This is a genomic window from Streptomyces laurentii, from assembly GCF_040635425.1.
GTDB classification, from domain to species: domain Bacteria; phylum Actinomycetota; class Actinomycetes; order Streptomycetales; family Streptomycetaceae; genus Streptomyces; species Streptomyces laurentii.
In genome coordinates, this window is sequence record NZ_JBEYHT010000007.1 from 1 (window position 1) to 20,339 (window position 20,339).

Annotated in this window: 20 protein-coding genes and 1 pseudogene; 10 read left to right on the forward strand and 11 right to left on the reverse strand. The window is 74.1% G+C overall.

What is annotated here, in order from left to right:
- Window positions 1-125 (forward strand): annotated as a pseudogene (locus ABZ693_RS06380) (transposase); the annotation flags it as partial.
- A 127-nt stretch (window positions 126-252) separates the two neighbouring features.
- Here the strand turns inward: ABZ693_RS06380 and ABZ693_RS06385 are convergent.
- Entirely contained in the window at window positions 253-762 is a 510-nt protein-coding gene (locus ABZ693_RS06385; RefSeq protein WP_359873992.1) for a MarR family winged helix-turn-helix transcriptional regulator, read from the reverse strand.
- A 78-nt stretch (window positions 763-840) separates the two neighbouring features.
- Between ABZ693_RS06385 and ABZ693_RS06390 the strand changes: the two genes are divergently transcribed.
- The 3 genes from ABZ693_RS06390 (at window position 841) to ABZ693_RS06400 (ending at window position 2,949) form a co-directional block, all read left to right on the forward strand.
- The gene (locus ABZ693_RS06390; protein ID WP_359873994.1) at window positions 841-1,566 is read left to right on the forward strand and encodes a DUF4386 domain-containing protein; all 726 of its coding nucleotides are present in this window, start codon (window positions 841-843) and stop codon (window positions 1,564-1,566) included.
- 78 nt (window positions 1,567-1,644) lie between these two features.
- Complete coding sequence (locus ABZ693_RS06395; protein ID WP_359873996.1) at window positions 1,645-2,409, forward strand: SDR family NAD(P)-dependent oxidoreductase; 765 nt, start codon at window positions 1,645-1,647, stop codon at window positions 2,407-2,409.
- Between the two features lie 204 nt (window positions 2,410-2,613).
- On the forward strand, window positions 2,614-2,949 hold the full coding sequence (locus ABZ693_RS06400; protein ID WP_359873998.1) for a hypothetical protein: 336 nt from the start codon (window positions 2,614-2,616) through the stop codon (window positions 2,947-2,949).
- A gap of 51 nt (window positions 2,950-3,000) precedes the next feature.
- On the opposite strand, the gene ABZ693_RS06405 is transcribed toward ABZ693_RS06400, so the two are convergent.
- Both ABZ693_RS06405 and ABZ693_RS06410 read right to left on the reverse strand, forming a co-directional pair.
- Window positions 3,001-4,008, reverse strand: coding sequence for a zinc-binding dehydrogenase (locus ABZ693_RS06405; RefSeq protein WP_359874000.1), 1,008 nt, complete (start codon window positions 4,006-4,008; stop codon window positions 3,001-3,003).
- 75 nt (window positions 4,009-4,083) lie between these two features.
- Complete coding sequence (locus ABZ693_RS06410; RefSeq protein ID WP_359874002.1) at window positions 4,084-5,337, reverse strand: FAD-dependent oxidoreductase; 1,254 nt, start codon at window positions 5,335-5,337, stop codon at window positions 4,084-4,086.
- A gap of 107 nt (window positions 5,338-5,444) precedes the next feature.
- Here ABZ693_RS06410 and ABZ693_RS06415 point away from each other — a divergent pair, with 107 nt between their 5' ends.
- On the forward strand, window positions 5,445-6,161 hold the full coding sequence (locus tag ABZ693_RS06415) for a pentapeptide repeat-containing protein (RefSeq protein ID WP_435842357.1): 717 nt from the start codon (window positions 5,445-5,447) through the stop codon (window positions 6,159-6,161).
- Window positions 6,162-6,177: 16 nt separating this feature from the next.
- On the opposite strand, the gene ABZ693_RS06420 is transcribed toward ABZ693_RS06415, so the two are convergent.
- The 4 genes from ABZ693_RS06420 to ABZ693_RS06435 all read right to left on the reverse strand — a co-directional run bounded on the left by ABZ693_RS06420 (window position 6,178) and on the right by ABZ693_RS06435 (window position 10,109).
- Window positions 6,178-6,678 (reverse strand): hypothetical protein, encoded by a 501-nt coding sequence (locus tag ABZ693_RS06420; RefSeq protein ID WP_359874004.1) that lies wholly within the window; start codon window positions 6,676-6,678, stop codon window positions 6,178-6,180.
- A 131-nt stretch (window positions 6,679-6,809) separates the two neighbouring features.
- Window positions 6,810-8,039 (reverse strand): FAD-dependent monooxygenase, encoded by a 1,230-nt coding sequence (locus ABZ693_RS06425; RefSeq protein WP_359874006.1) that lies wholly within the window; start codon window positions 8,037-8,039, stop codon window positions 6,810-6,812.
- 127 nt (window positions 8,040-8,166) lie between these two features.
- Window positions 8,167-8,775, reverse strand: coding sequence for a response regulator (locus ABZ693_RS06430; protein ID WP_359874344.1), 609 nt, complete (start codon window positions 8,773-8,775; stop codon window positions 8,167-8,169).
- Window positions 8,776-8,939: 164 nt separating this feature from the next.
- Window positions 8,940-10,109: a histidine kinase gene (locus ABZ693_RS06435; RefSeq protein ID WP_359874346.1), complete on the reverse strand. Its 1,170-nt coding sequence runs from the start codon at window positions 10,107-10,109 to the stop codon at window positions 8,940-8,942.
- A gap of 379 nt (window positions 10,110-10,488) precedes the next feature.
- Between ABZ693_RS06435 and ABZ693_RS06440 the strand changes: the two genes are divergently transcribed.
- Window positions 10,489-11,034, forward strand: a complete 546-nt coding sequence (locus ABZ693_RS06440; RefSeq protein WP_359874008.1) for a GlcG/HbpS family heme-binding protein — start codon at window positions 10,489-10,491, stop codon at window positions 11,032-11,034.
- Window positions 11,035-11,212: 178 nt separating this feature from the next.
- The gene (locus ABZ693_RS06445; RefSeq protein ID WP_359874010.1) at window positions 11,213-12,628 is read left to right on the forward strand and encodes a M1 family metallopeptidase; all 1,416 of its coding nucleotides are present in this window, start codon (window positions 11,213-11,215) and stop codon (window positions 12,626-12,628) included.
- Between the two features lie 108 nt (window positions 12,629-12,736).
- Here the strand turns inward: ABZ693_RS06445 and ABZ693_RS06450 are convergent, their stop codons facing one another.
- Window positions 12,737-13,312, reverse strand: a complete 576-nt coding sequence (locus ABZ693_RS06450; protein WP_359874012.1) for a TerD family protein — start codon at window positions 13,310-13,312, stop codon at window positions 12,737-12,739.
- Between the two features lie 240 nt (window positions 13,313-13,552).
- Between ABZ693_RS06450 and arfB the strand changes: the two genes are divergently transcribed.
- Window positions 13,553-13,981 (forward strand): alternative ribosome rescue aminoacyl-tRNA hydrolase ArfB, encoded by a 429-nt coding sequence (arfB, locus tag ABZ693_RS06455; protein ID WP_359874014.1) that lies wholly within the window; start codon window positions 13,553-13,555, stop codon window positions 13,979-13,981.
- Between the two features lie 234 nt (window positions 13,982-14,215).
- Here arfB and ABZ693_RS06460 read toward each other — a convergent pair whose 3' ends face one another.
- On the reverse strand, window positions 14,216-14,827 hold the full coding sequence (locus ABZ693_RS06460; protein WP_435842358.1) for a flavin reductase family protein: 612 nt from the start codon (window positions 14,825-14,827) through the stop codon (window positions 14,216-14,218).
- Window positions 14,828-15,079: 252 nt separating this feature from the next.
- On the opposite strand from ABZ693_RS06460, the gene cdgB reads away from it, so the two are divergent.
- Together cdgB and ABZ693_RS06470 are read left to right on the forward strand one after the other, a co-directional pair.
- A complete protein-coding gene (gene cdgB, locus ABZ693_RS06465) occupies window positions 15,080-17,038 on the forward strand; it encodes a diguanylate cyclase CdgB (RefSeq protein WP_359874016.1) in 1,959 nt (652 codons plus the stop codon).
- Between the two features lie 108 nt (window positions 17,039-17,146).
- The gene (locus ABZ693_RS06470) at window positions 17,147-18,136 is read left to right on the forward strand and encodes a CBM35 domain-containing protein (RefSeq protein WP_359874018.1); all 990 of its coding nucleotides are present in this window, start codon (window positions 17,147-17,149) and stop codon (window positions 18,134-18,136) included.
- 118 nt (window positions 18,137-18,254) lie between these two features.
- Here the strand turns inward: ABZ693_RS06470 and ABZ693_RS06475 are convergent, their stop codons facing one another.
- Both ABZ693_RS06475 and ABZ693_RS06480 read right to left on the reverse strand, forming a co-directional pair.
- Complete coding sequence (locus tag ABZ693_RS06475; RefSeq protein ID WP_359874020.1) at window positions 18,255-19,100, reverse strand: class II fructose-bisphosphate aldolase; 846 nt, start codon at window positions 19,098-19,100, stop codon at window positions 18,255-18,257.
- Window positions 19,101-19,144: 44 nt separating this feature from the next.
- The gene (locus tag ABZ693_RS06480; RefSeq protein ID WP_359874349.1) at window positions 19,145-20,089 is read right to left on the reverse strand and encodes a 1-phosphofructokinase family hexose kinase; all 945 of its coding nucleotides are present in this window, start codon (window positions 20,087-20,089) and stop codon (window positions 19,145-19,147) included.
- Between the last annotated feature and the right edge of the window lie 250 nt (window positions 20,090-20,339).

The following is a 20,339-nucleotide window of genomic DNA, read 5'->3' on the forward strand; positions in this document are numbered from 1 at the left end:
ACGGCACCGACCACCCCAGCCACAAGGCCCAGGGCAGCATGATCCGCCGCTACCTCATCTGGCGGAACAAGCACGCCACCGACCAACGCCTACGCGAAGTCGTCACCAGGGCAAACGTTGCCTGATGCGGCACTAGGCTGGTCTGCCGGCCGCCGGCCGTTCCCAGGAGCTCGTTCACATGACGCGGACGGGCTCCTTTCGCGTTCCCGGGCGCGGGGGATCCGGAGCCCGGACGGCGCGGTGCGGCGCCGCCTACGGCTTGCGGGCGGGGCGGTCGGCGCGTACCGACCGATAGCCGGGGTGGACGCCCGGAGCGAGCCCCTGCTGTTCGGCCAGGCGTCCGAGCAGCGTGGTCAGCTGCCGGTGTTCGTCGGGGGAGAGCGCCTGGCAGATCTGCTGCTCGTGCGCCGCTCCCGCCTCGCGCAGCCGGGCCAGCATCTCCCGGCCGGCGTCGCTCAGGTCGAGCGCGTACAGGCGCCGGTCGTCGGGGTTCCGGTGGCGCTCGATGAGGCCGCGTTCCTCCAGGCCGTCGGCGAAGGCCACGAAGCGGCTCGGCGGCATGCCGAGGGCGTCGGCGAGTTCGCGCTGGCTGCGGCCGGGGGTCTGAGCGAGCAGGCGCAGGAGCCCCGCCTGCGCGGGAGTCAGGTCGAGGGCGGCGATCCGCTCGGCGAACCGCTGGGCCGCGTGGGCTCCCAGCTGGGCCAGCAGGAAGGCCGCGCCGCCGCGGAACGCGGGGCTCTTGTCCTCGGGGCTGCTGCTCATGGCGGACATCGTACACGTTTGACAATCGTTCCAACTTGTAATCATTATCTTGGGTACATCGATAACCCGGGAGAAGTCATGGCTGTTGCCCCCGCACCTCACCTCCCCGCGGCGAGCGCGCGCCGCCCTCAGTCCGGGCCGCCGCTGCTGGCCCCCGTCCTGGCGTTCGTGGCGCTGACCGTCGCGTACGTGGTCGTGAACCGTTCCACCCCGCATCCCGACGCCTCCGGCCTCGACGTCCTGCGCTACGCCGACGGCCACGGCACCGCGATCAGGCTGGGAGCCTTCCTGCTGCTCGCCTCCGCCGTGCCGCTGGTGCTGTGCGCCGCCGTGCTCTACCGGCGGCTGCGGGCCCTCGGCATCACCGCCCCCGGCTCGGCGATCACGCTGGCCGGGGGCGTGCTCGCCGGCGGCGCGCTGGTCACGAGCGCGCTGTTCACCTGGAGCGGCGGACGGCTGCCGGCGGACGCCCCGGTCTCCCTCGCCCGCGCGCTCGCCGACCTGTCGTTCCTGTCCGGCGGCCCCGGCTACGCGGTGATGTTCGCGCTGCTGGCCGCCGGCGTGTCGGTCACGGGCCTGCTGGCCGGCCTGCTGCCGAAGGCGCTGAGCTGGGGCGGGCTGCTGATCGCCGCCGCCGGGATGCTCTCCTCGCTGACCCTGCTGGCCGACGGCTTCGCCTATCTGCTGCCCGTCGTCCGCTTCGGCGGCGCCGTCTGGCTGGTGTGCGTCGCGGCGCTCCTGCCGCGCACCCGCCGCCGTACGCCGCAGTCGTACGGGCAGGAGCCGGACCCCGCCGTGTCCTGACGGCCCGGGCCTGACCGCCCGGCTTTCCCGACCTCTCGACCTCCCCACGCGTTGCCATCGACCAAGGAGTCACCACAGATGTCCGGTACCTATCCCGATCTGAACGGCAAGGTCGTCCTCGTCACCGGCGGGTCGCGCGGCATCGGCGCCCGGACCGCGGCCGCCTTCGCGGCCCAGGGCGCCAAGGTCTGCGTCGTCGGACGGGACGCGAAAGCCCTGGACGGCGTCGTCGAGCGCATCACCGGCGACGGCGGTACGGCGACCCGCGCGGTCGCCGACGTCACCGACGCCGCGGCGGTGGAGGAGGCGCGCCGGCACACCGAGTCCCTGCTCGGCCCGGTCGACGTCCTCGCCGCCTTCGCCGGAGGCCAGGGACTCCCCGTCCCGACCGTCGAACTGACCGAGCGGCGCTGGCGCGAGGTCCTCGACTCGGACCTCACGTCGGTGTTCCTCACAGTCCGGGCCTTCCTGCCCGGCATGGTCGAACGCGGCAGCGGTTCGGTCATCACGATGTCCTCGGCCGCCGGCCGCCAGCCCAGCCAGGCCAATCTCGCCTACGGCGTCGCCAACGCGGGCGTGGTGATGCTCACCCGCCATCTGGCCACGGAGGCCGGACCGCGCGGGGTCCGCGTCAACTGCCTCGCGCCCTCGGCCATCCTGACCGAGACCACGGAAGCCCGGATGCCCGCCGGCGTCCGGGACAAGATCGCCGCCCTGCACCCGCTGAACCGCATGGGCGTGCCGGAGGACGTCGTCGCCGCCGCCCTGTTCCTGGCGTCCGACTCCGCCTCCTGGCTCACCGGGCTGACGGTCGACGTCGCGGGCGGCCGCGTCACCAACTGAGCGCGGTCGCGGTGGGTTTCGCCCGCGGCTCCCTCCCCGCATCAGCGTGGCCACGACCACGGCCGCGGGAGGGGGGCGCCGTTCATGGAGTTGTCCGGACGGCCGAGGAGCCGGGGAGCGGAATGCGCGTCGCCAAGAGCTGTTCGAAGCGGCATATGCCGCCCGATCTGGGGCCGGTGACCCTCGGGGTGTAGGAAAGAGGGCATGGACAAGGACATTCAGCAGCGGTTCGAGCGCATCACCGCTTTCGTCGAGGCGCGGCTCACCCCGCTGTTCGACCCCGAGAACGGCAGCGACCACGGGTTCGGGATGGACGACACCTCGCGTTCGCTGCGGGCGCTGCGCTACACGGTGCAGGCGGCGTCGGCGGTGAGCGGGCTGCTGGAGAAGCGCGAGTCGGCGCCGGAGCTGCGGCAGGTCGTGGACCAGGCGCTGGAGCACAACTGGGACGTGCTGCGCTCCATCGCCCGGATGTGGGAGGACCACCCCGACTTCCTGAAGGAGTTCAAGGGGCACTCCTGGGACGTGCTGGGGATCTGATCCCCGCGTCACCCTCCCCGCTTTGCCCTCCCCCGCGTCACGCGCGCGCGGTCACGGGACGAGGACGACTTTGCCGGTCGTGCCGCGGGTCTCGAGGGCGTGGTGGGCGGCCGCCGCGTCCTTGAGGGGGAAGGAGTGGACGGCGGGCCGGAGGGTGCCGTCGGCGGCCGCGGCGAGCGCGGCGAGTTCGAGGCGGCGGAAGTCGCCGCCGGCCCTCTGGAGCATGGCCGGGCCGACGACGACCTCCGAGGTGATGCCGCGCTCGGCGAGTTCGTCCTCGGTGAAGACGAGCGGTTCGCCGTCGTCCGCGCCCGCGGAGGACCAGCCGAAGACGAGGTGCTGCCCGCCCCGCGCGAGGAGGCCGACGGCGGCGCGGCCGGTGGCGCCGCCGACCGAGTCGAAGACGACGGTGGCCCGCCGTCCGACGCGGTCGTCGAGGTACGTACGGACCTCCTCCGCCCAGCCGGCGCGCAGGTAGTCGACGGCGAGGTCGGCGCCGTTGGCGCGTACCCGGGCGGTCTTGTCCGGGCCGCCGGCGAGGCCGACGACGGTGGCGCCGGCGTTCTTCGCGTACTGCACGAGCAGCGTGCCGATGCCGCCCGCCGCGGCCGTGACGAGCACGACCGAGTCCGGGCCGAGCGTGGTGAACCGCAGGATGCCGAGGGTGGTGCGGCCCGTGCCGACCATGGCGATGGCCTCCGCCTCGCCCAGGTGGCCGGGCAGGTCGTGCAGCCGGTCGGCGTCGGCGACGGCGAGTTCCGCGTACCCCCCGGGTGCCGTCCCGAGATGGGCGACGACCCGCCGGCCGAGCCAGGACGGATCGGTGCCGGCGCCGAGCGCGTCGACGGTGCCGGCGACCTCGCGGCCGGGCACGGTGGGCAGCTCCGGCAGGGCCGGGAAGGGGCCCCGCTTGCCCTCGCGCAGCGCGGTGTCGATGAGGTGGACGCCGGCGGCCGCGACCCTGACGCGTGCCTGGCCGGGGCCGGGCACGGGGTCCGGGACCTCCTCGTACGTCAGGTTCCCGGCCGGGCCGAAGGCGTGGAGGCGGATGGCGTGCATGGCGGACAGCTCCCCTGGTGGACGGACGGACGGGCGTGGGCCTGGTGCGGCAGGACCCCGCATCAGCCTCCGATCTCAACCGCGCTTGAGGTCAAGCGGCGGCCGGAGCACGGCAGCGGTGGAGGTGGCAGTGGAGGTGGAGGTGGCGGTGGCGGTGGCGGTGGCGACGGAGGCGCGAGTGCGCAGTGCCAGGGACACCGCCTCCACCGCGCTCGTGAACGACACCTCCGCGAGCACGCCCGGGGCCGCGACCTGGTCGCCCACCAGGTACACCCCGTCGCCCCGGTCGATGGCCGGCCGGTCGCGCCAGGTGGTGCCGGGGCGGTCGACCGCGCCCGTACGGCCGTTCGACACCGCCTCGCGCCGCCACACCGCGCGCTCGCGCCAGCCGGGGAAGCCCAGGTCGAGGAGGCGTTCGGCGTGCGCGACGCCGTCGGCCCTGGTCTGCTCCGGGCCGATCGGCAGCTGCGCCTGGACGAGCTGTTCGCCGGCGGGCGCGAGGGTCGGGTCCTGGGTGGTGAAGCGCTCCAGCCAGCCCGGCGCGTCGAGGTCGGAGATCGCGAACGGGTCGCCCTTACGGGTGCGCAGGGCCAGGTCGAACAGCACGGTCCGCCCCGATTCCCAGGTCAGGGTGGGGTCGCCGAGCAGCCGGGCGGCGGCGGGCAGGGTGGTGGCCACGATCACGGGTCCCGTGCCGGGGCCGGTGGGCAGGGCATCGACGCGGGCCGAGGTCTCGACGCGTACCCCCAGCTCCCGCGCCCGTGCCGCCATCCGGTCGACGAGCCGTCCCCAGCCGCCCTGGATGAAGTGCGCCTCGGCGGGGACCGACGAGCCCCGGTGCAGCCGCTCCTGTACGAAGCGGGCCGACAGCGCGCCGGGGTCGTGGTGGTAGACCGCGACCCCGCTGTACGCGGCCGCCGCCTCGGCCGCGGCCGGCCCGGAGAGCCCGGTCGCCCAGGTGCGGAAGTCGACGTCGACCGGGGCCGTCTCGGCCTTGCGGAAGCTCTGCCGCAGGAAACCGAGCGGCGGCGTCCGGCGGAGCGCGCCCTTGTGATGGAAGCGGAGCCCCGCCGCGTCGAGGGCGCGCAGCGGCGCGAGCGGGCCGAGCAGTCCGCGCTGCCGGAGCCAGGTCCAGTGCGGGCCGCCGCGGTAGATCGCGTGCGGACCCTCGTTGGTCAGATACGGGCCCTCGGCGGTACGGGCCCGGCCGCCGAGCGTGTGGTGGGCCTCGTACAGGACGACGTCGGCGCCCGCCTCGGCGGCGGTCACGGCCGCGGTGAGTCCGGCGAAGCCGCCGCCGACGATGGTGATGTTCCGGTTGGTCCGCATCTCTCCCGCTCCCTCATGTGGGGTCTCACTCGGGGGACGGATGGCGGGGCCGGGTCCGTGACATCGCGGGCGCGGTGGTTGTCAGTGGCGTGCGTCACGATGGGGGCGTGACAGGGACGAGTGACGCGAAGGGTACGAGGGGCGGCAGGGGCGGCGGCAGGGGGGCGAAGCCGAAGCCGGTGGCCCCGGCGCGGCTGCCGGAGGTCCGGCTGCCGCCGCTCGCGCCGTACGAGGGCGGTCTGGAGCCGGACGGGGACTACGACGGTCTGGAGCTGGCCGGCGTCGATCTGACCGGGCAGGACGGGGCGGGGGCCCGGTTCCTGGACTGCGCGCTGCGCGGCTGCGCGCTCGACGGGGCGCGGCTGCCGGCGGCGCGGTTCCTCGACTCGGTGCTCGACGGCGTACGGGGGGTCGGCACCGATCTGGCCGGGGCGCAGCTGCGGGACGTGGAGATCGCGGAGGCGCGGCTCGGCGGCACGCAGCTGCACGGGGCGGTGTTCGAGCGGGTGTGGATACGGGGCGGGAAGGCGGACTTCCCGAATCTGCGGGCGGCGCGGCTGAAGGACGTCGTCTTCGACGGCTGCGTGCTGAACGAGCCGGACTTCGCGGGCGCCGTGCTCGAACGGGTGGAGTTCCGGGACTGCGTGCTGATCGGGGCCGACTTCAGCGGGGTGCGGATGAAAGACGTCGACCTGCGGACGGTCCGGCGCCTGGAGATCGCGCGCGGGGTGGACGCGCTGGCCGGCGCGGTGATCTCCCCGACGCAACTGCTGGATCTGGCACCGGTGTTCGCCGCGCACCTGGGGGTGCGCGTCACCGACTGAGAGGAGACTGAGGAGACTAGGGAAGGCGGGGGAAGCGGGCCTGGAGGTCCCAGATCGCCGGGTTGTCGGCGAGGCCCTCGTGCATGTCGGTGAGGTCGGCGATCAGGTCGTGCAGGAAGTCGCGGGCCTCACGGCGCAGGGCGGCGTGGTTGAAGGTGAGCGGCGGCTGGTCGCCGGGCATCCAGTCGGCCTCGACGTCGACCCAGCCGAAACGGCGTTCGAACAGCATGCGGTCGGAGGACTCGGTGAAGTCGAGTTCGGCGTACTGCGGCTGGGCGGCGCGGCTGCCGCGCGGGTCGCGGTCGAGCTGCTCGACGATGTCGCACAGCGCCCACGCGAAGTCGAGTACCGGCACCCATCCCCAGGCTGTGGATACTTCCTCGTCCTTCTCGGTGTCCGCGACGTACACGTCGCCGCAGAACAGGTCGTGGCGCAGCGCGTGGACGTCCGCGGCGCGGTAGTCCGTCTGCGGAGGGTCGGGGAAGCGGCGGGAGAGCGAGTAGCCGATGTCGAGCACGCCCCGATGGTGTCACGTCCGGCGGGCGGCCCGGGTCCCGGTCCGCCGGTACGGCCTTGGGCCTCGGTTTGCCGGTACGGCCTCGGGGGCCGGTCCGCGCCCTTACGCCCCTGGGGGGCAGCCCCCCGGGGTCAGACCCGGTGGACGGCCCGGGCCAGCCGCGGGCCGAGCCAGCGCTTGAGGCGGCGCAGCGGCTCCAGCTGGTCGGCGGCGCGGTCGAGGCGGTAGTAGAGCTGCGGCGGTACGTAGGGCAGCAGCGGCGAGTGACGCTGGCCGAGCAGGGCGAACATCCGGTCCGGCTCAAGCCGCATGTAGCGGGGCAGGTTCTCGTACCACTGGGCGCTGAGCCGGGCCGCGCTCTGCGCCGGGACGATCTCGGCGCGCCGCCGCCGCCCGTACGCGGTGAGCGCCCGGTCCAGCGAACCGAAACCGTCCGGGCCGCGCCGGCGCAGCGCGGCGGCGAGCACCAGGGCGTCCTCCAGGGCGAGGGTGGTGCCGGCGCCGATCGAGTAGTGGGTGGTGTGGGCGGCGTCGCCGAGCAGGACGGTGTGGCCGCGGTGCCAGACGCGGCTGGTGAGGGTGCGGAAGGTGAGCCACTGGGCGGGCGCGGCGGGATCGCCGTCCTCCTGGGCGCGGCCGATCAGCTCCTCGCCGTCGAGCAGGTCGGCGAAGAGTTTCTCCAGCAGGCGCAGGGTGTCCGCCTCGCTCATCCGGTCGAGCCCGAGGCCGGTCCAGGTCTCCGGCGCGCACTCGACCACGCAGGTCGACCGCTCGCCGCTGAAGCCGTACGCGTAGGCCCAGATCCAGCCGTGCGCGGTCTCCTTGAAGGCGAAGCTGAAGGAGTCGAAGACCTTCGTGGTGCCGAGCCAGACGTAGCGGTTGCGGCCGCCGGTGAACTCGGCGCCGAAGTGGCCGGCGTGCGCCTCGCGCAGCGCGCTGTGGACGCCGTCGGCGGCCACGACCAGGTCGGCCTCGGCCAGCTCGGGGGCGCCGGGGCCGTCGATCGCGTGCTCGTGCGCGACCCGGACGCCGAGTTCCCGGGCCCGGTCGGCGAGCAGGGCCAGCATGCGGCGGCGGCCGATGCCGAAGCCCGCGTCGCCGTGGTGGGTGGTGTGCCGGTCGCGGACGATCGCGGTGCCGTCGGTCCAGGTCACGGAGGCGGCGGCGATCGCCTCGGCGGACTCGGGGTCGCCCGCGCGCAGTTTGTCGAGGAGTCCGGCCCAGTAGGTGACGCCCCAGCCGTAGGTCGAGCCGGCCGGGTTGCGCTCGTAGACGGTGATCTCGTGGGAGGGGTCCTGGCGCTTCATCAGGATGGCGAAGTACAGCCCGCCGGGCCCGCCGCCGACGACGGTGATCTTCATGTGCGCTCCCACGGGTCCCACGAGTGCATGACATAGTGCGTCCGGAAGGCAACGCACAGTAGCAGTGGGAAGGTGGGTGCGTGGGGCAGACGGGCCCGGTCGGCCCGCGGGGACGACCCCCACGGCTCTACGGAAGCAGGCGCTGTTCCTTCGCCACCGCCACCGCGCCCGCCCGGGTGTCGACGCCGAGCTTCGCGTAGATCCGGCCCAGGTGCGTCTTGACCGTCGCCTCGCTGATGAACAGCGCGCGGGCGATCTCGCGGTTGCCGAGGCCGTGCGCGAGCTGGCCGAGGATGTCGCGCTCGCGGTCGGTGAGGGTCGGCCCGGCCGCGCCCCGCATCCGGTCCATGACCCGGCTGGCGACGGGCGGCGAGAGCGTCGTACGGCCCTGGGCGGCGGCGTGGATCGCGGCGAACAGCTCCTCGGGGCGTTCGGCCTTCAGCAGGTAGCCGGTGGCGCCCGCCTCGATGGCGCGGGTGATGTCGGCGTCCGTGTCGTACGTGGTGAGGACGAGGACGTGGACGCCGGCCGGGGCGATCCGGCGGGTGGCCTCGACGCCGTCGATGCCGGGGCCGAGCTGGAGGTCCATGAGGACGACGTCGGGGCGGAGGTGCGAGGCCATCGCCACCGCCTCCTCGCCGCTGCCCGCCTCGCCCACGACCTCGATGCCGGGGGCGCTGCCGAGCAGGGCGAGCAGACCGGCGCGGACGACGGCGTGGTCGTCGCAGAGGAGGATGCGGACGTGCTCGGGGCGCGCGCCCGCGCCGCCGGCACCTGCCGTACCCGCCGCGCCCGTACCCGCCGCGCCCGTACCCGCCGCGCCCGTACCCGCCGCGCCCGTACCCGCCGCGCCCGTACCCGACGCACCCGTCCCAGGCTCCTCCGGCTGTGCCTGTGGCCTCACTCGCGTACCTCCAGCGGGATCGCGGCGGAGAGCACGGTGCCCTCGCCGGGGGTGGACTCGACGGTCAGCGTGCCGCCCAGCTGCTGGGCCCGCACCCGCATCGCGGGCAGCCCGTGGCCCCGTACGCCCTCCCGGCCGGCGCCGCCCCGGGCCGCCGCCGGGTCGAAGCCGCGGCCGTCGTCGGCGACATCGAGGACGACCTGGTCGCCGAGGTAGGTCAGGGTGAGCGCGGCGGAGGTGGCGCCGGCGTGCTCACGGATGTTGGCGAGGGCGCCCTGCGCGATCCGCAGGAGCGCCGACTGGACCCGGTCCGGCAGCGGCACCGCCGTCCCGTCGACCCGGAACGCGGCCGACTCGCGCGACGCGAGCCCGCGCAGCGCCTCCTCCAGACCGCCGCCGTCGGCGAGGTCGGCGGGCGCCAGGTCGTGGACGAAGCGGCGGGCCTCGGCGAGGTTGCGTTCGGCGATCGACTCGGCCGTACGGACGTGCCGGCGGGCGGTCGACGGGTCGCTGTCCCAGGTGCGGCCGGCGGCCTGGAGCAGCATCCGCTGGCTGGACAGGCCCTGCGCGAGGGTGTCGTGGATCTCCATGGAGAGCCGCTGCCGTTCGGCGAGGGTGCCCTCGCGGCGTTCGGTCGCGGCCAGTTCGCGGCGGGTGCGCAGCAGGTCGTCGATGAGCGCGCGCTGCCGCTCGGCCTGCCGTTCGGCCTGGACGAAGACGGCGGTCGCGAGGGCGGCGACGGCGGGCGGGGCGATCACCAGGTTCGGGTCGAAGCCGCCCTCCGAGAGCTGCACCTGCGCGATCACGACGAACGCGGTGAGCAGGGCGACCAGGCCGAGCGCGGCGCGCGGCCGGAGGGTGCGCAGGCCCGTGTAGAAGAGCGGCACCGCGCACCAGGCGAAGCTCGGCGCGAGGACCACGAGCACCATCCACACGGCGACGACCGTGCCGAGCCAGGCGATCCGGCGCGGGGTGGCGAGGGTGCCGAGGACCGGGCCGAGGAGGTACAGCGCGGCGAGCGCGCCGGACAGGGCGATGATCCAGGGGCTGCGCGCCTCCCAGGGGTGGCGCAGCAGGAAACGAGCCAGGGACGCGCCGAGGAGCAGGAAGAAGGCGACGTGCATGACCCATACCGGCCAGCGGGCGTCCGGGTCCCGGTCGTCCATGATCCACCTGCTCCGTCGTCCTGCTCCGTCGTTCCCGGCCGGGGCGGCGGCCGCCCGGGCCGCCGTGTCCGCCGAGGCGGCGGTGACGGTCGCGTATCCCGTGTCCCGCATCCGTGTCCCGTACCTCGTATCCCCCATCCGACCTGGGGATACGTGTCCATCCTGACCCGGCCGGGCCAGGGCGGCATCAGCCGATCGGCTGACCCCGTCGTCCTCCATCATGCGCGGCGGGGGCAGCCGGTACGCGGACCGGCCGGGCCCGGATCCGGGCCGAGGATCGGTCACAGAGCGAACGGAACACCCGCTCGGACCATCCGCCCGGATCCGCCCGGGACGGCCCAGGCACGTCCGTCCAGGACACGCATCCCAGGAGCCCGCCATGAAGAAGAAGTACCTGCTCGGCGCCACCGCCGCCGCCGTTCTCGCCGCCGGCACCTTCGGCGCCGTCGCCGCCAACGCCACCGCTCCCGCGGCTGCCCCGGCCGCCGCCGTGGCCAAGGCCGACGCGGGCAGCCGCAACCTGCAGAAGTCCACGCACCTCACCATCGCCGCGGCCACCAAGGCGGCCCAGGCGACGCTGAAGGCGGCCGAGAGCGAGAACCAGAAGGTCTCCGTGGCGGTCGTCGACCGCAACGGCAACACCATCCTGACCCTGCGCGGCGACGGCGCCGGACCGCAGTCCTACGAGTCGGCCGTGAAGAAGGCGTACACCGCCGTCTCCTGGAACGCGCCGACCTCCGAGCTGGCCAAGCGCCTCACCAACGCGCCGACCCTGAAGGACATCCCCGGCACCCTCTTCCTGGCCGGCGGCGCCCCCGTGACCGCGGACGGCGCCCCGATCGCCGCCATCGGTGTGGCGGGCGCGCCCTCCGGCGACCTCGACGAGAAGTTCGCCCAGGCCGGCGTCGCCAGCCTCAACCGCTGACCCGCGGTCACCCCGGCTGCCCGGCCGGCTGCCCGGTGATTCCGGGCAGCTCCGGCCGCCTCGGTCGTCCCGGTCACCGGCCTCTCCGGACTCTCCGGCCTCTCCGGCCGCCCTCGGCAGTGATCCCATCGGTCCCTTTTCCGGCACCTGGTTTCGTACGCCTGTTTAGGATCGGTTCGTGAAGTCGACGCGTACCCGAGTCCGGGCCGGAGCCGCGGCCGTCGCCCTCGCCCTGCTCGCCGCCGGCTGTGCCGCGGGAGCGGGCCGGAGCGGCGGCGGGGTCGAGGGCACCCCCGGCGCGGCCGGGCTGCGCGACCCGTACTTCCCCAAGCTCGGCAACGGCGGCTACGACGTGGGCCACTACGGCCTCACCCTGTCGTACGAGCCCGACAGCGGCCGGCTCACCGGCCGCGCCGAGATCACCGCGACCGCCACCCAGGGGCTCAGCGCCTTCAACCTGGACTTCAGCGGTCTGACCGTGCGTTCCGCGACCGTCGACGGCGCGCCCGCCGCCGTCAACCGGGCCGGGAACGAGCTGACCCTGCGCCCGCGCGAGGACATCCGCGACGGGGCGCGGTTCGTCACGGTCGTCACGTACGACGGCGTCCCGAAGACGATCACCGACGCGGACGGCTCCGAGGAGGGCTGGCTGCCGACGGACGACGGGGCGATCGCCGTCGGCGAACCGACCGGCTCCATGGCCTGGTTCCCCGGCAACCACCACCCCTCCGACAAGGCCGCGTACGACATCACCGTCACCGTCCCGGCCGGCCTGAAGGCGCTGTCCAACGGGGTGCGCACCGCCGAGCGCAAGAGCGCCGACGGCCGCGGCGTCACCTCCGTCTGGCACGCGTCCGAGCCGATGGCGAGCTATCTCGCGACCCTCGCGATCGGCCGCTTCGACACGTCGACCACGACCGCCCTCGCCGACCGGATCCCCGTGCTCAACGCCACCGATCCGGAGGTCGCCGCGGAGAGCTCCGCGCTGCTGGCGCGGATCCCCGAGGTGCTCGCGAACCAGGAGCGGCTCTTCGGCCCGTACCCCTTCGGCGCCGCCGGCGCGATCGTCGAGCACCCCGAGGACCTCGGCTACGCGCTGGAGACCCAGACCCGGCCGGTCTTCCCCGCCGACTCCTTCGACCGGCCCACGCTCGTGCACGAGCTGGCCCACCAGTGGTTCGGGAACTCCGTCTCGCCGGCGACCTGGAAGGACGTCTGGCTGAACGAGGGCTTCGCGACGTACGGGGAGTGGCTGTACGAGGAGAAGTACGCGCACGTCCCGGCGCAGCGGTCGTTCGACCAGGCCTTCGGGAACGCCGCCGCCTGGGCCTTCCCGCCGGCCGAGCCGCCGACCTCGGAGGACCTGTTCTCGCCGCCCGTGTACCAGCGGGGCGCGATGGTGCTGCACAAACTGCGGCAGCGGGTCGGGGACGAGGAGTTCTTCGCGATCCTCAGGGGCTGGCCGAAGGAGCGCCGGCACGGCACTGCCACCACGCGGGACTTCACGGACTACGCCGACTCGATGACGGACAAGGACCTGTCCGGGCTGTGGGACGTCTGGCTGTACGGGAACGGGAAGCCCGCCACCCCCTGAGCGGCCCTTGACTGCCCTGCTTTCTTACGACGCGCGGCCCGCCACCCTCCACAGAGGGCGACGGGCCGCGCGGATGTCCCTAGGGGACCGCTGCGCTACGGATGTCCGTCAGAGGTTGACGCCGAAGTCGCGGGCGATGCCCTCCAGGCCCGAGGCGTAGCCCTGGCCGACGGCGCGGAACTTCCACTCGGCGCCGTTGCGGTACAGCTCGCCGAAGACCATGGCGGTCTCGACGGCCGCGTCCTCCGACAGGTCGTAGCGGGCGATCTCGGCGCCGCCGGCCTGGTTGACGATGCGGATGTACGCGTTGCGGACCTGGCCGAAGTTCTGCGAGCGGGTGACCGCGTCGTAGATGGAGACCGGGAAGACGATCTTGTCGACGCCGGCGGCGAGGCCCGCCAGGTTGACGTTGATCTGCTCGTCGTCGCCACCGCCCTCGCCGGTGCGGTTGTCACCGGTGTGGACGATGGTCTGGTCCGGCGTCGACTTGTTGTTGAAGAAGACGAAGTGACCGTCGGAGACGACCTTGCCCATGGCGTCGACGCCGATGGCGGACGCGTCGAGGTCGAAGTCCGTGCCCGTGGTCGTGCGGACGTCCCAGCCCAGGCCCACGGTGACGGCGGTGAGGCCCGGGGCCTCCTTGGTCAGGGAGACGTTGCCACCCTTGGACAGGCTTACAGCCATGGGAAGTCCCTTTCTGCGGTACGGAGTGCGGTACTGGCGTACCGGCGTGCTGACGGGTCGTCGAAGGCGATAACGCGCGACGCAGCGTGATGGTTCCGGCACGCGGCCGCGGTCCGGCGGAATCCGGGTAAACCCTGAGGCCGACCCTGAGACCCTGAGACCGACCCGAGAACCGGGGGAGCCGGGCAACCTGGGGAAAAGGGCGTGACGCGCGGGCGCGCGGCCGGGGAACATGGACACATGTCCGGTCCCTATCCGATCCGCGGCTCCGTCTCGCTTCCCGAGGCCGAGCTGGTCTGGCGTTTCTCGCGGTCGTCCGGGCCGGGCGGCCAGCACGTCAACACCAGCGACTCGCAGGTGGAGCTCCGCTTCGACCTGGCGGCGACCGAGGCTCTGCCGGAGGTGTGGAAGCAGCGGGCCCTCGAACGGCTCGCGAGCCGCCTGGTGGGCGGCGTCCTGGTCGTCCGCGCCTCGGAGCACCGCTCCCAGTGGCGCAACCGCGAGACCGCGGCCGTACGGCTGGCCGCCCTGCTCGCCGAGGCCACCGCGCCGCCGCCGAAGCCGCGCCGGCCGACGAAGATCCCGCGCGGGATCAACGAGCGGCGGCTGCGGGAGAAGAAGCAGCGCGCGGACACCAAGCGCGGCCGGCAGGGCCGCGACTGGAACTGAGGCCGCCCGGCGGCACCCGGCGGCACCCGGCGGCACCCGGCGGCACCCGGCGGTTCCCTGCGGTGCGCGGCGGTGCCCGGTGGCGCCTGACGGCGGCGACCGGCGCGCGCTGGTGACGCCCGGCCGATGACGCCCCGTACAGCCGAGCCCGTACCGCTGAGCCCGTACAGCCGCACGCGTACGGCCGGGACCCGTACGGGTCCCGGGGTCCGGCTCCTGGGGTCCGGCTCCCGCTCAGCCCAGCGCGCGGTAGCGCCCGCGGAAGTACGTCAGGGGGCTGCCCTCCGCCGACGGCAGCTCCGTCGCGAGGACGCGGCCGACGACCAGGGTGTGGTCGCCCGCCACCACCCGGCTCTCCGTACGGCATTCGAGGGTGGCCAGCGCGCCGCCGATCAGGGGCGCGCCACTGTGCTCGCCGCGCCGGTACGGAAGGTCCGCGAAGAGCAGCCGGTCGCTGACCCGGCCGCGCATCGCGAAGCGCCCGGCGACGTGCCGCTGGCTCTCGGCGAGCAGCGACACCGCCCAGACCGGCACCTCCGTGAGCACGTCGTCCATCCGGGAGCCGTTGCGCAGGCTGACCAGGACCAGCGGCGGGTCGAGCGAGACGGAGAGGAACGCGGTGGCCGTCATGCCGACGTCCTCGCCGCGCGGACCGTCCTCCGGGTCGTGCGCCGTCACCAGGACCACGCCCGCCGCCAGGCGGGACATGGCCGCGCGGAACTCGTCGTCGCTCACTTCCTCAGCATGAGGGATCGGCCCGGTCCCGGGGGTCGTGGGGATCGCGAGGTCGTGGACGGCGGGCCGCGCGAGCGGGTGCGCGGGCTGGGTGGGGGTCGTCTGGAGCACGCTCGCACGTTAGTCCGCGGCCGCCGCACGCCGCATCGGGCGCGGGGACCAGCGGCGATTCCCCCGTGGGTCCTAGGACCCAGGGCGGAGGCGGACATTCCGGGGTTGTTGTGACTTGAGTCACAGAGGCGGGTAATTGTTGACCCTGTGTACCGAGTGCGCAGCTCGCTGTGATTCAGTGGCAGGGACAGTGCATTACGTAGCCGATGAGAATCCTGGAGTCAGCTGTCGAGGTCTCGGGGAGAGCGAGCGATGGAGACCGAGTCGGAGCCGTACGTCCGTCTTGCGACCCTGCGGCAGCTTCACCGGGTCGTGACGGACCTCAACACCGCGCGCAGTCTCGCGGACACCATGCAGGCCGTCGCCGACGGCGTCGTCACCGGCCTCAACTATGAACTGGCCGCCGTCAACCTCGTCCGGCCCGACGGCGATCTCGTCGTCGCCGCCTTCGCCGGCAGCCCCGCCGCCGAGGCCCTGATCACCGGCCGGGTCGGCTCCCGCGCCTCCTGGGAGCGGCGCCTCTCCATGGGCGAGTCCTGGGGCGATCTGCGCTTCATCCCGCACACCGAGGGCTGGGTGCTGATCGAGGACGACGTCCCGCAGTGGCACACCGAGGGCCCCGCCCCCCGCTTCGAGGACGAGTGGCACCCGCACGACCGGCTCTACGCGCCCATGTACGCGCCCCGGGCCGGCTCCGGCGCCCAGGGCGCGGCCCCGGGCGCCGCCCGCGAGCTGCTCGGCGTCATCTCCGTCGACCGCCCGCGCAACGGCCGCCACCCCGGCCCCTGGGGCCGCGAAGCCCTCCAGGTGTACGCCTCGCAGGCCGCCATCGCGATCAGCAACGCCCGGCTCCGCTCCAACATGCAGCGCGCCCTGGTCCGCCTGGAGCGCGAGCAGCAGGCGCTGCGCGCCAGCGAGGAGTCCTTCCGGCAGGCGTTCGAGTACGCGCCCTCCGGCATGGCCATCGCCGAGATGGGCGGCGACCAGCACGGCCGCCTGCTGCGCACCAACGACGCCCTGTGCCGGCTGCTCGGCCGCCCCGCCTCCGTCATGCGCCGCTACTCCTTCGCCGACCTCGTCCACCCCGAGGACATAGGCACCCTGCTGCGCACCTCCCCCGAAGGCGGCCGCACCGAGCTGCGCCTCGGCCGCCGCGACGGCACGTACGTCTGGGTCAGCCTGCGCAACTCGGTCGTCGCCGACGCCGCCGACGGGCCCCGCTTCCTCCTCACCCACGTCGAGGACATCGAGGAGCGCAAACGGCACGAGCTCCAGCTCGCCCACCGCGCCTCGCACGACGCCCTCACCGGCCTCCCCAACAGCGCCGAACTCCGCGCCCGGCTGTCCGCCCGGATCTGCGCCCGCCCCTCCGCCGGCACCGGCGAGCCCTCCCGCGCCCCCGCGCCCGGCTACCCCGCGGCCGGATACGGGCCGGGATACGGGTCCGGTCACGCGCCGGGCTACGCGCCCGGGTACGCCCCGGGGCACATACCCGCGCAGGGGTCCGGGGCCCCCGCGCTGCCCGCGCCCGCCTCCCCGCCCGGCTCCGCGCACGAGCCCCCGTACCAGCCGCCGTACGAGTCCGAGTACGGGACGCCCGAGTACGGGACGCCCGAGTACGGATCGTCCGAGTACGGATCGTCCGAGTACGGATCGTCCGAGTACGGATCGTCCGAGTACGGGACGCGCGAGTACGGGTACGACTACGACCACGAGCACGGTTTCGGCTTCTCGCCGGCCGGCGGCGTCGCCGGCCCGTACGACCACCACGTGCACCTCGTCGCCCCCACCGGCGGCGAGACCGACGACGGCACCAAGGGCCTCGCCGTCCTCTTCTGCGACCTCGACGGCTTCAAGTCGATCAACGACCGCTTCGGCCACCACACCGGTGACGCCGTGCTCATCGAGGTCGCCCGCCGCCTCACCACCGGCGTCCGCGACGGGGACACCGTCGCCCGGCTTGGCGGCGACGAGTTCGTCGTCCTCGCCGACGGCCTCGGCGCGGCCGACGCCGCCGATCTCGCCGTACGGCTGCGGAACGCGATCATCCCGCCGATCCGGGTCGACGGGCGGGCCGTCCGGGTCGGGGCGAGTTTCGGCATCGGCTGGGCCGAGTGCGGCATGACCGTCGAAGAGGTCCTGAACAGCGCGGACCAGCGGATGTACATCGAGAAGCGGTCGCGCGCGAAGGTGCACCGCAGAGCGGGTTAGTTGATCGTTCACCGCTTCGCCCCATGGCCTCAAACCGGCGCAAGGCCGTTCGAGGTAGGCTCGGCCGGTCGGCGACGGCTGACGAGCAGGCAAAGGGAGTGAGACCGGATGGCTGCCGGTAACGACGGCGCGAAGACGCCCGAGGACGACGATCCGTTCGGCTACCTGTACGCGGACGGCCAGGCCGCCGGGGCGCAGCCGCCCCAGGGCGGTGGTTACGGCTACCCGGGTCCGACGTCGCAGCCAGGCGTTCCCCGTACCTCGTACCACCAGGTCCGCACGGTCGGCGAGCGCCAGTACGGTGCCCAGGCCCAGCAGTCGCCCGTACCGCAGCAGCAGGGCTACGGCCAGCCGCACCCGCAGTACGCGGCGCCCGAGACCTACCCCGGCGGCCCTGGCGGCCCCGGCGCGCAGCGGCCCGGCGTCCCGCCGCAGCAGCCCGGCGGGCACGGCGGCGGTTCGGGGCGCGGCCCCAACACCCGCGGCCTGCTCATCGGCGCGGTGGCGGTCGTCGCCACCGTCGTCATCGCCATCACCGCCGCGGTCCTCTCCAACATGGGCGACAAGACCGACCAGGCGGGCGACGGCGAGACCACCACCCCGACCAGCGCCCCCTCGCAGGACGCCAGCGAGGCCCCGACGGCCGTTCCCGGCACCGACACCACGCCCGAGACCGAACTCCCCAAGCAGGACGCGGCCACCCTGAAGCTCGGCGGCTCCGCGGTCCTCGCCAAGGACGTCAAGGGCGCCGAGGGCGGCGACGGCGCGTACGTGTCGGGCTTCAACCAGCCCGGCGCCTCGGTCACCTGGAAGGCGAAGATGCCGAAGGGCGGCCAGTACCACCTGACCGTGCGCTACGCGATCCCGGCCGTCGACGCCAACGCCACCCTGACGGTCAACGGGACCGCGAACTCCCAGCCGATAGGCCTGAAGAACTTCGTCAAGTCCTCCGACCCGAACCTTGAGAAGAACTGGCAGACCACCTGGGCGCCGGTCGACCTCAAGGAGGGCGAGAACGAGATCAAGATCTCGTGCGAGGCCGGCAACCAGTGCAACGTGCTGCTGGACTGGCTCGAAGTCACCGTGCCGCGGTCGTAACGACCGCGCACCGCCGGAGCCTTCACTCGTAAGGATGAATGTCGGCTCCGTCGGCTGATGCTGTGTCGGCTCGTCCGGCGTGGTGTGGCCTTCCCGTGATGCCTCCCCGCGCCGCCGCCTACAGCAGGCGCAGGAACGACGTCACCGTCTCCGCCATCGCCTCGCGCGCCGGACGCAGATACGCGCGCGGGTCGACACCCGTCGGATGCGCGGCGAGATACGCGCGGACCGCCCCGGTGAACGCCGTGTTCAGGGCCGTACCGACATTGATCTTGACCATGCCGGCCGCGACCGCCGCCCGGATCTCGTCGTCCGGGACGCCGGACGAACCGTGCAGCACCAGTGGCACCGGCACGGCCTCCTTCAGCGCGGCGATCAGGGTGTGGTCGAGCGCGGCGGTGCGCTCCGTCATCGCGTGCGAGGAGCCCACGGCCACGGCGAGCGCGTCCACCCCGGTGTCGGCGACGTACGCGGCGGCCTCCGCCGGGTCCGTGCGCACCCCCGGCGCGTGCGCGTCCAGCGGCGGCTCGCCCGCCTTGCCGCCGACCCGGCCCAGCTCCGCCTCGATCCAGATCCCGCGCTCGTGGCCCCAGCGGACCGCCTCGGCCGTCGCCTTCACGTTGTCGCCGTAACCGAGCCGCGAGGCGTCGAACATGACGCTCCCGAAGCCCTCCGCGTGCGCCTGGTACAGCAGGTCCACGGACTCGACGTGGTCCAGGTGCAGCGCGAGCGGAGCGGAGGAGGCGCGGGCGACGGCGGCGGTGGCGGCGGCGATCGCCGAGAGCCGGCCGCCGTGGAACTTCACGGCGTTCTCGGAGATCTGGAGGATCGCGGGGGCGCCGGCCCGTTCGGCGCCGGCGGCGATGGCTTCGGCGTGCTCCAGGGTGATGACGTTGAAGGCGGCGAGGGCGTGGCCGGTGGTACGGGCGGTGGCGACGAGGTCGGCGGTGCGGGCGAGGGGCATGCGGGGTCCTTGTCGTGGCGCCCCGCGCTCCAGGGAAGCCGGGGCTAGAGGGCGGGGGAGGGGGTGGTCAGGGTGATGCGGGGGAGCAGGGCCTCGTAGGCCTCCTCGTCGAACTCGCCCGCCACCGGGGAGAGGACCGTCGCCGCCGAGAGGGCCGTGGCGTGGGTGAGGCGGGTGGGCCAGTCGGTGCCGTCGACCAGGCCCGCGAGGAGGGCGGCGACCGCCGAGTCGCCCGCGCCGGTGGGGTTTCCGCGGACGGGGGCGGGCGGGGCGGCCTGCCAGAGGCCGTCCGGGGTGGCGGCGAGCAGGCCCTCGGGGCCGAGGGAGGTGACGACCGCGTGCGCGCCGCGGCGGCGGGCGTCGAGGGTGGCGCGGTGGGGTTCGCGGGCGCCGGTGAGCCGGGCCAGTTCCTCGGCGTTGGGCTTGATGACGTCGGGGCGGGCGGCGATGCCGCGGCGCAGCGGTTCGCCGCTGGTGTCGAGCAGGACCGGTAGGCCGGCGGCGCGGGCGAGCCGGACGAGTTCCGCGTACGCGCCGACGTGGATGCCCGGCGGCAGGCTGCCGCACAGCGCCACGGCCCGGGCCCCGTCGAGCAGGCCGGTGAAGCGCGTGGTGAAGGCGGCCCATTCGGCCGGGGCGATGTCCGGGCCGGGCTCGTTGAGCTGGGTGGTGTCGCCGTTCGCGGCGTCGACGACGGCGACGGTGCGGCGGGTGGCGCCGGCGGTCGGGACGAGCGCGTCGTGGACCGTGCCGGGCAGTCCGGCCGTGCCGGTGGCGAGCAGGTCGCGCAGCATCGCGCCGGTGGGTCCGCCGGCGAAGCCGGTGACCACGGTCTCGTGGCCGAGCGCGCCGAGGACGCGGGCGACGTTGAGGCCCTTGCCGCCGGGGCGTTCGATGACCTGGCTGACGCGGTGTGAGGCGTGTGGCACGAGCGCGGGGACGTGGTAGGTGAGGTCCAGCGCGGTGTTGAGGGTGACCGTGAGGATCACCTGAGCCACCCCCGTCGTCGTTCGCCCTCGGCTTCCGGCTGCCCCGATCATGCCAAAGAGACGGCGCCTGGCCCAGCCCCCCGACCGAAAACCGCAGGACGAGCAGGGGCAAGTCGGGGTGAAACCGGCTCGGATGGGGTCGGTCGGCCCGGCGGGTGGGGTCGGTCGGCCCCGCCCGCCTCGCGGGGCGGGCGGGGCGGGGGGCCGGACCCGTACGAGGGGTAGGTAGGTTCCCGTACGGGTCCGGGGT

What these genes read in the sequence shown, in the direction of transcription:
- ABZ693_RS06385 (WP_359873992.1), bottom strand. Translation starts at nt 762, where the DNA reads ATGAGCAGCAGCCCCGAGGACAAGAGCCCCGCGTTCCGCGGCGGCGCG.
- ABZ693_RS06390 (WP_359873994.1), top strand. Translation starts at nt 841, where the DNA reads ATGGCTGTTGCCCCCGCACCTCACCTCCCCGCGGCGAGCGCGCGCCGC.
- ABZ693_RS06395 (WP_359873996.1), top strand. Translation starts at nt 1,645, where the DNA reads ATGTCCGGTACCTATCCCGATCTGAACGGCAAGGTCGTCCTCGTCACC.
- ABZ693_RS06400 (WP_359873998.1), top strand. Translation starts at nt 2,614, where the DNA reads ATGGACAAGGACATTCAGCAGCGGTTCGAGCGCATCACCGCTTTCGTC.
- ABZ693_RS06405 (WP_359874000.1), bottom strand. Translation starts at nt 4,008, where the DNA reads ATGCACGCCATCCGCCTCCACGCCTTCGGCCCGGCCGGGAACCTGACG.
- ABZ693_RS06410 (WP_359874002.1), bottom strand. Translation starts at nt 5,337, where the DNA reads ATGCGGACCAACCGGAACATCACCATCGTCGGCGGCGGCTTCGCCGGA.
- ABZ693_RS06425 (WP_359874006.1), bottom strand. Translation starts at nt 8,039, where the DNA reads ATGAAGATCACCGTCGTCGGCGGCGGGCCCGGCGGGCTGTACTTCGCC.
- ABZ693_RS06435 (WP_359874346.1), bottom strand. Translation starts at nt 10,109, where the DNA reads ATGGACGACCGGGACCCGGACGCCCGCTGGCCGGTATGGGTCATGCAC.
- ABZ693_RS06440 (WP_359874008.1), top strand. Translation starts at nt 10,489, where the DNA reads ATGAAGAAGAAGTACCTGCTCGGCGCCACCGCCGCCGCCGTTCTCGCC.
- ABZ693_RS06450 (WP_359874012.1), bottom strand. Translation starts at nt 13,312, where the DNA reads ATGGCTGTAAGCCTGTCCAAGGGTGGCAACGTCTCCCTGACCAAGGAG.
- arfB (WP_359874014.1), top strand. Translation starts at nt 13,553, where the DNA reads ATGTCCGGTCCCTATCCGATCCGCGGCTCCGTCTCGCTTCCCGAGGCC.
- cdgB (WP_359874016.1), top strand. Translation starts at nt 15,080, where the DNA reads ATGGAGACCGAGTCGGAGCCGTACGTCCGTCTTGCGACCCTGCGGCAG.
- ABZ693_RS06470 (WP_359874018.1), top strand. Translation starts at nt 17,147, where the DNA reads ATGGCTGCCGGTAACGACGGCGCGAAGACGCCCGAGGACGACGATCCG.
- ABZ693_RS06475 (WP_359874020.1), bottom strand. Translation starts at nt 19,100, where the DNA reads ATGCCCCTCGCCCGCACCGCCGACCTCGTCGCCACCGCCCGTACCACC.